This is a genomic window from Viridibacillus soli, assembly GCF_016612995.1.
Lineage (GTDB): Bacteria > Bacillota > Bacilli > Bacillales_A > Planococcaceae > Viridibacillus > Viridibacillus soli.
The window spans coordinates 145,097-151,096 of the sequence record NZ_JAEOAH010000015.1 but is presented as its reverse complement, the minus strand read 5'-3'; the positions used below and the strand labels follow the sequence as shown (position 1 = coordinate 151,096).

8 protein-coding genes and 2 pseudogenes are annotated in these 6,000 nt (G+C 31.9%); 4 read left to right on the top strand and 6 right to left on the bottom strand.

The genetic code is table 11. From position 1 onward, the window contains the following. A pseudogene (locus tag JFL43_RS12130) lies at positions 1-842 on the top strand (IS4 family transposase); the annotation flags it as partial. A gap of 222 nt (positions 843-1,064) precedes the next feature. Continuing rightward, a complete protein-coding gene (locus JFL43_RS12125; protein ID WP_200749241.1) occupies positions 1,065-1,457 on the top strand; it encodes a thiol-disulfide oxidoreductase DCC family protein in 393 nt (130 codons plus the stop codon). 46 nt (positions 1,458-1,503) lie between these two features. Here the strand turns inward: JFL43_RS12125 and JFL43_RS12120 are convergent. From JFL43_RS12120 to JFL43_RS12090, 6 genes and pseudogenes are all read right to left on the bottom strand, one after another. Beyond that, positions 1,504-1,693: pseudogene (locus JFL43_RS12120) on the bottom strand (IS3 family transposase); the annotation flags it as partial. Between the two features lie 833 nt (positions 1,694-2,526). Further along, a complete protein-coding gene (locus JFL43_RS23515; protein ID WP_407701977.1) occupies positions 2,527-2,661 on the bottom strand; it encodes an IS3 family transposase in 135 nt (44 codons plus the stop codon). A 104-nt stretch (positions 2,662-2,765) separates the two neighbouring features. Next, complete coding sequence (locus JFL43_RS12105; RefSeq protein ID WP_200749239.1) at positions 2,766-3,197, bottom strand: IS3 family transposase; 432 nt, start codon at positions 3,195-3,197, stop codon at positions 2,766-2,768. Further along, positions 3,172-3,315 (bottom strand): hypothetical protein, encoded by a 144-nt coding sequence (locus JFL43_RS12100; RefSeq protein WP_200749238.1) that lies wholly within the window; start codon positions 3,313-3,315, stop codon positions 3,172-3,174. Before JFL43_RS12100 ends, JFL43_RS12105 begins: the two co-directional genes overlap by 26 nt. 186 nt (positions 3,316-3,501) lie before the next feature. Beyond that, a complete protein-coding gene (locus JFL43_RS22585) occupies positions 3,502-3,627 on the bottom strand; it encodes a transposase (protein WP_234447747.1) in 126 nt (41 codons plus the stop codon). A 115-nt stretch (positions 3,628-3,742) separates the two neighbouring features. Further along, positions 3,743-4,324, bottom strand: coding sequence for a hypothetical protein (locus JFL43_RS12090; RefSeq protein ID WP_200749237.1), 582 nt, complete (start codon positions 4,322-4,324; stop codon positions 3,743-3,745). Positions 4,325-4,426: 102 nt separating this feature from the next. On the opposite strand from JFL43_RS12090, the gene JFL43_RS12085 reads away from it, so the two are divergent. Together JFL43_RS12085 and JFL43_RS12080 are read left to right on the top strand one after the other, a co-directional pair. Continuing rightward, positions 4,427-4,930 carry an SdpA family antimicrobial peptide system protein gene (locus tag JFL43_RS12085; protein ID WP_200749236.1) on the top strand — a complete coding sequence of 168 codons (504 nt, stop codon included), beginning with the start codon at positions 4,427-4,429 and terminating at the stop codon, positions 4,928-4,930. Next, positions 4,927-5,832, top strand: coding sequence for a sporulation-delaying protein SdpB family protein (locus JFL43_RS12080; RefSeq protein ID WP_200749235.1), 906 nt, complete (start codon positions 4,927-4,929; stop codon positions 5,830-5,832). The genes JFL43_RS12085 and JFL43_RS12080 overlap by 4 nt, the downstream gene beginning before the upstream one ends. Positions 5,833-6,000 lie beyond the last annotated feature (168 nt).

Genomic DNA, 6,000 nt, shown 5'->3' with positions numbered 1-6,000 from the left:
GAATCCAGACATCTTCCAACAGCTTTTCCTTGATTTAGTCGTTCAAATTCACCAAAAAACGAATATCTCGAAAAGCATCATGCCATTTAAAATCATTGATTCGAGTACATTACCTCTTAATTTAACGAATCACAAATGGGCTGAATTTCGTAAAACAAAAGCGGGCATTAAGCTTCACTTACGCCTGGTGTTCATGGAAAAAGGAACGTCCTATCCTGAAAAAGCGGTTCTGACAAATGCCATCGAACACGATCGTGGTCAGCTCGAAGTCATGTTAGATGACCGAGAATGCATGTACGTTTTCGACCGTGGCTACCTGGATTATGAACGTTTCGATCGCATGACAGATGAGGGCTTCTTTTTCCTTACGAGATTGAAAAAGAATGCAGTTATCCGGGAAATTTATGATTTTAAAATCCCTGCAGATTCTGCTGTTTTGTCGGATCAGATGGTGTTGATTGGCAACGTGCCAACTCGAGCAGAGAACTATTTTCGCTTGCTCAAAGTGAAGGATTCAAAGGGGAATATCCTTTGCTTAATTACGAATCGCTTCGATTTAGAACCTGATGAAACCTCAGACATGTACAAATCACGCTGGGCAATTGAGCTGTTTTTCAAACGGATCAAGCAGCATCGCAACATTAAAAAATTCTGTGGTCAAAGCGAGAATGCTATTTACAACCAAGTATTTATTGCCCTCATTGTATTTAGGTTGAATGTTTTAGCTCAAATTGAAACCAAGAGTAAACGAAAAATCCTGCAAATCAGCCTATATTTAAGGGCTTCTTTGGAAACCAGCCTACATCTGGCTTCGAAAAATCGAAGGAAAAGCTGTTCCATAAAACGCAAACTGTCGTTGTCGCACACGTATAATTGTGAATAAAAACCAAATGGATGGAGCCACCTTTATCGAAGTGTTTCCTTTTTTGGCTTTCAACCGCAATAATAAAAAATTGGTTTTTCTGTAAATATTTACGAAAATTTAGTGATCTTTTATCAAAATAATATTTAAACTAAAGAATTGAGAGGAATATCCTTTTAAATATTACTGAGAGGAGAATGTTATGTGTAGTGTCATATTATTTGATGGCGAGTGTAATTTTTGTAATCAAAGTATTCAATTTATTATTCAAAGAGATTCTGTAGGTTACTTTCAATATGCATCGCTACAAGGTGTTATCGGCAAAAAATTATTGAAACAGTATAATATAGATCAAACTATTGATAGTATTGTATTAATTGATAATGGTAGTAGTTATGTCAAATCAGATGCTATACTAAATATCTGTAAAAAATTAAGTGGACCGTGGAGAATAATTACTATTTTTCTTTTAATTCCAAAACCTATTCGTAATTTTTTTTATGAAAAATTTGCTGGAAATCGATATAAATTGTTTGGAAAACAAACTAAGTGCTTACTCCCCCCTCCAAAAATACGGAAACGATTTTTAGATTAATCTCCAAGAAAGTCACAGTGAAGTGGCCCCTAAAAGTTAGATACGGTTATTTCAAAAGGTAACTTGTTGTGCCTGAGTTTCGGTATTGTACCGGATTTAGGCCTTTTAATTTTGTCTTAATTCGTTTGTTATTATAGTATTCGATATAGGTTGTTAAATCTTGTTTAAAATGCTCTACGTTCAAATTCTTTTACGTATAAGAACTTTGACTTCATAATGCCAAAGAAATTCTCCATTTAGCTTTTTTATATAATTTAATCCACTAGCGTTGTATAAACTCACAAATTATTTCAAAATACTCAAGACGAATTGTAATATTAAGTGCAACACCAAGACAAAATAGAAAGCGTCCATAACAATTCCGTGTAAAATGTAAGTTACAACACACATCATATGGAGGTGTCTTAATGAGCTACCAACATCAGTCTATTTGTTTATGTAAAAGTATGATAGAAATACGCTTCATTTTTCTATCATACTTTTATTTTAGAGACGTATTAGATTGCCCCAACAAAGTGCTTGCTTCGCGCGAACTTTTTCCAAAAACCTCGGAAGTATAGCGCAGTGAATTAACTAGAGCTTCTTCTATAGTCGGCACACGATTTTCCATTCTCGAATAAGTTTGAACTCGGCTGTAAAAGTTCGAAATTGACGTGGCTAGAAAACAGATTATAGATCTTTAGATTCCATTTCATTTCTTCTTCTAAAGTGAATAAACTTGAAGCTGATTTGGTTATTAACATTTAGAAATGGGATTACAATCTTGTTAATATGTTCGATGTTAGGGGTCAGTGTGTCGAAGTCAGATTCTTCTTCCTCTTATTTTTGTAAAGTGGAAGGTATTACTTGAAACTGTTATGTATTTAGTTGCATTATATGAACAATGTCTAACAAAATATGTAGATATGTTTAAAGAAAATCATACTGTATGTGAAAGTGGGCCTCGTTTTTTAAAGGATAAGATTCTTGCTAGGTGGTTTATTGTTTCTCTTTTATTTAATCCTTGTTGAATACGACGGTTTAGTTCTTCGTTGGACTTATCCCTGCCAAGTAGACACAACTAAAAAAGCTACGCGGCCAACTTGCATCGATACTCAATCGGTGCAAGTTGGCTTAATTTTGTTTGGAAACGTTGATAGTTATAAAAGTAGTTATAATTTTCGATGATTTTTTCTAACTCCTTATCGTTTTCGAACTCATTGATATAAATACATTAACTTTTAAAGTGTGAGAAGAAAGATTCTACACACCTTTGATTCCTAATAATCCTAACTCTCTGACGTAACTATGAGATGTATATTGGAAGCCTTAATCCGAATGAAGGACAGCTTCGTACACATTTCGTTTCGATACTTTCCAAGCGGCGATCTCGTTATTATATAAATCTTTAATCACTGATAAATAGCGGAAGCCATCTGGTGTAGAAATAAAAGTAATATCGATCACAAATGCTTCATTTAACGCACGGCCTTGAAATTGACGTTCAAGTAGATTATCAAAAATACGCGAGGGTGTTCCTGTATGTGTATGGCGTTTTTTACGAATCACCGACTGAATTTGTAGCTCACACATTAAGCGATATACTTTTTCATGATTGAATAAGAAGCCTCGCTCTATTAACACTTCTTTTACGCGAAGGTACCCATACATTTTATATTTTTGATGAATTTCTACAATCAATTCTTTTAGCGCAAATTCATCTTTTGATTTTCTTCTACCACATCTTGTCGATCGAGCCATTTATATTAGCCTGAACGGTGTCTTTCACCATGTCAGTTAGCCACGTAATTGGATAAATCGCTGCTAAATCTGAAATGATTTCATAACGTGCTGGATACGATGGAAGCGCTCCTTTCACAGATTTGGATACTGCTTTTTAAGTATTCGACTTGCGCTTTATAATAATCACGCTCTTCTTCTACACTTTTAAAATGAACTCTCTTACCCTTAAGTGGATTGCAAATACCTTTCCCACCACGACCATTTTCACCTTCACTTGTCGAATAGGATGTTCCATTCACTCTGTACCATTTCACCCAATTTTCTAGCTGTGTTTCACTTTTAAGTCATATTGTTTTGCGAGGGACACATAGCTCCCCGCACCATTTAAATAACTTTGAATTGCTTGTAATTTTAACTCATCAGAGTAACGATTATTTTTTCTAACCATAATAAAACCCCCTATAAGTAGTAGTGTACCATCTAAAATTTCTTGTAGCCTTTTTACACTGTCTACTTATAGGGGATGATATCACCATTTACTTTTTTATGAGAACGTTTTCATTTTATATAGCTGCTAAGATATTAGCTAATTCAACTTCTGGATCTTTGCTATTAGATTCTGATAAATTTTTAACTGCTGCTGTTTTTAAGGCCCATGCAGCATAGCCAACTTGAACTCCCTTTTTAGCATTACCTATTACTACATACTTATTATTAGAATTAGTTAGTACTACATGGCAATAAAGTACAAGACATCCCGAAGTAAGGCCACCTGATTGTGTAACTTTAGATTGTTCTGTGAATGAATCAAAATATTTACCACTAGACTGCAATAATTCTAAAGAGGCTGTTGCATTTTTACTTTCGATTACTTCTTTTAGATTATTAAAATAAGATGAATCTTTTGATTTGATACTATCAACATATTTATTAGCGAATTTAATACTTTCATCACTATTCATTTCATTAAATTCTTTTTCATTAGTAATAATTTTTTTTCCGAACTCACCCTGTCCAAATATAATTCCTTTATAAATTTCTTCACCGGTGAAACTAGATTTTGCAGATATTTCCTTTGAAGTCAACGGAGTAGTGACTCCTAATAGAAGAAGTATAGCTAGAAAAAAAGATTTTAATAATTTCATAACATTCCACACCTTTCCAATTTTATATATTTACAATAACATGTATGCTATTGTAAATAAAGGATAATTATAAATAAAACCAAATAAGAAAGGAAATTCAAGATGAGTAAGAAAAATCAGGTAGGTCTAATTATTTCTGTATTTTGTATTTTTTTGTATTTTTATTTTATTAATATTGCGCCAGAAAGTAATATTACAGAAAGAAATATTTTTCAACAATTGTCACCGCAAGGTTTTGCTTTTTATAGTAAAAATCCACGGGATGAAACGTTTCATTTTGAGACAGAGCAACATTTGCAAGTTCCAAATATGCAAATGGCAAATTTTTTCGGCTTAAAGAGAACGGGAAGAGCACAGGGAATTGAATTAGGGAAATTTCAAGAAGAGATTCCTAAGGGGAATTGGAAGACCTGCTCAAGTGAAAAAGAATGCAAATCTGTAAAAAAAAATTTAAAAATAAATACTATAAAAAAAAATAAAAATTTTCGTTCTTTAGAGAAAGGAACCTATTATATATATAGTTACAAACCTCTATCTTGGCATTTTAGGGAATATGAAGCTAGTTCCACAATTAAAAAAAATATAGCAAAGGTCGTATTAGAATGAATAAATTAATAGAAAGAATAGAAAAGTTTAACCCATGGACTACTATGTTTGGATATATGAGGAGTCTATTAATATTAGCTACTTTATTAATGTTAGTTTTTAATGATACTTCCACATTATTTTCATACTCACAATACTCTCTAAGTTGTGATAATCTATTTGTACCAACAGCCTTTTGTTTGGTAGATAATACAACTTTTAGCTTTGAATTGATTAGATATATAATGATAATCATTCTTTTAATATCGCTATTAGGTTTTTACCCGAAATATACGGGTATTATACATTGGTATATTTGTTATAGTATTCAATCATCAGCGTTAACAATTGATGGAGGAGAACAGATTGCTACTGTTTTATCTTTTCTATTAATACCTATTACATTGCTTGATCGTAGAAAAAATCATTTTATTAACCAAAATAATGATATAAAATTTTTCAACAAAACAATTGTCTTTTTATTTTTCAATTTAATTAGAATTCAAGTATGTTTAATTTATCTAAATGCTGCCATAGCAAGACTTAAAAATAAAGAGTGGGCAGATGGTACGGCTATATACTATTTTTTTAAAGATCCTATTTTTGGTATACCAGATTGGGAACAACAATTGTTTTCCCCATTTTTAGAAACTAATATTTTAATTATTATTACTTGGTCTGTAACAATGCTAGAGCTTTTCTTAGCAGCCAATATATTTACAACTAAGAAATTAAAAATGTATGCTTTAATTCTAGGATTTTTATTACATATAGGAATCATGTTTACTATTGGAATATGGACATTTGGTTTAGTAATGCTATCGGCACTTTTATTTTATTTAGCACCTTTAGATTTTAATGTAATTAAAATAAAAAATATAATGTCTTTTAGGAATAAGAGAAATGGGATTGTTAACATCTAGTCTTAGATTAATGCTTATTGACAAAAAAGAATGAGGGACTGTCAATATTTTTGTGTAAATGACAATCCAACCTTTTCTTGTAGATCATCACTTTTAGATTTTTAAGAGCTTTTATTTTCGGTGTGTACGTGCGCGAAAAACCTCGGTAATATTTTATTTTTTTTACTA

Excerpts from the sequence above, each read along its gene's own strand:
- JFL43_RS12125 (WP_200749241.1), top strand. The coding sequence starts at position 1,065 with ATGTGTAGTGTCATATTATTTGATGGCGAGTGTAATTTTTGTAATCAA.
- JFL43_RS12105 (WP_200749239.1), bottom strand. The coding sequence starts at position 3,197 with ATGGCTCGATCGACAAGATGTGGTAGAAGAAAATCAAAAGATGAATTT.
- JFL43_RS22585 (WP_234447747.1), bottom strand. The coding sequence starts at position 3,627 with ATGGTTAGAAAAAATAATCGTTACTCTGATGAGTTAAAATTACAAGCA.
- JFL43_RS12090 (WP_200749237.1), bottom strand. The coding sequence starts at position 4,324 with ATGAAATTATTAAAATCTTTTTTTCTAGCTATACTTCTTCTATTAGGA.
- JFL43_RS12085 (WP_200749236.1), top strand. The coding sequence starts at position 4,427 with ATGAGTAAGAAAAATCAGGTAGGTCTAATTATTTCTGTATTTTGTATT.
- JFL43_RS12080 (WP_200749235.1), top strand. The coding sequence starts at position 4,927 with ATGAATAAATTAATAGAAAGAATAGAAAAGTTTAACCCATGGACTACT.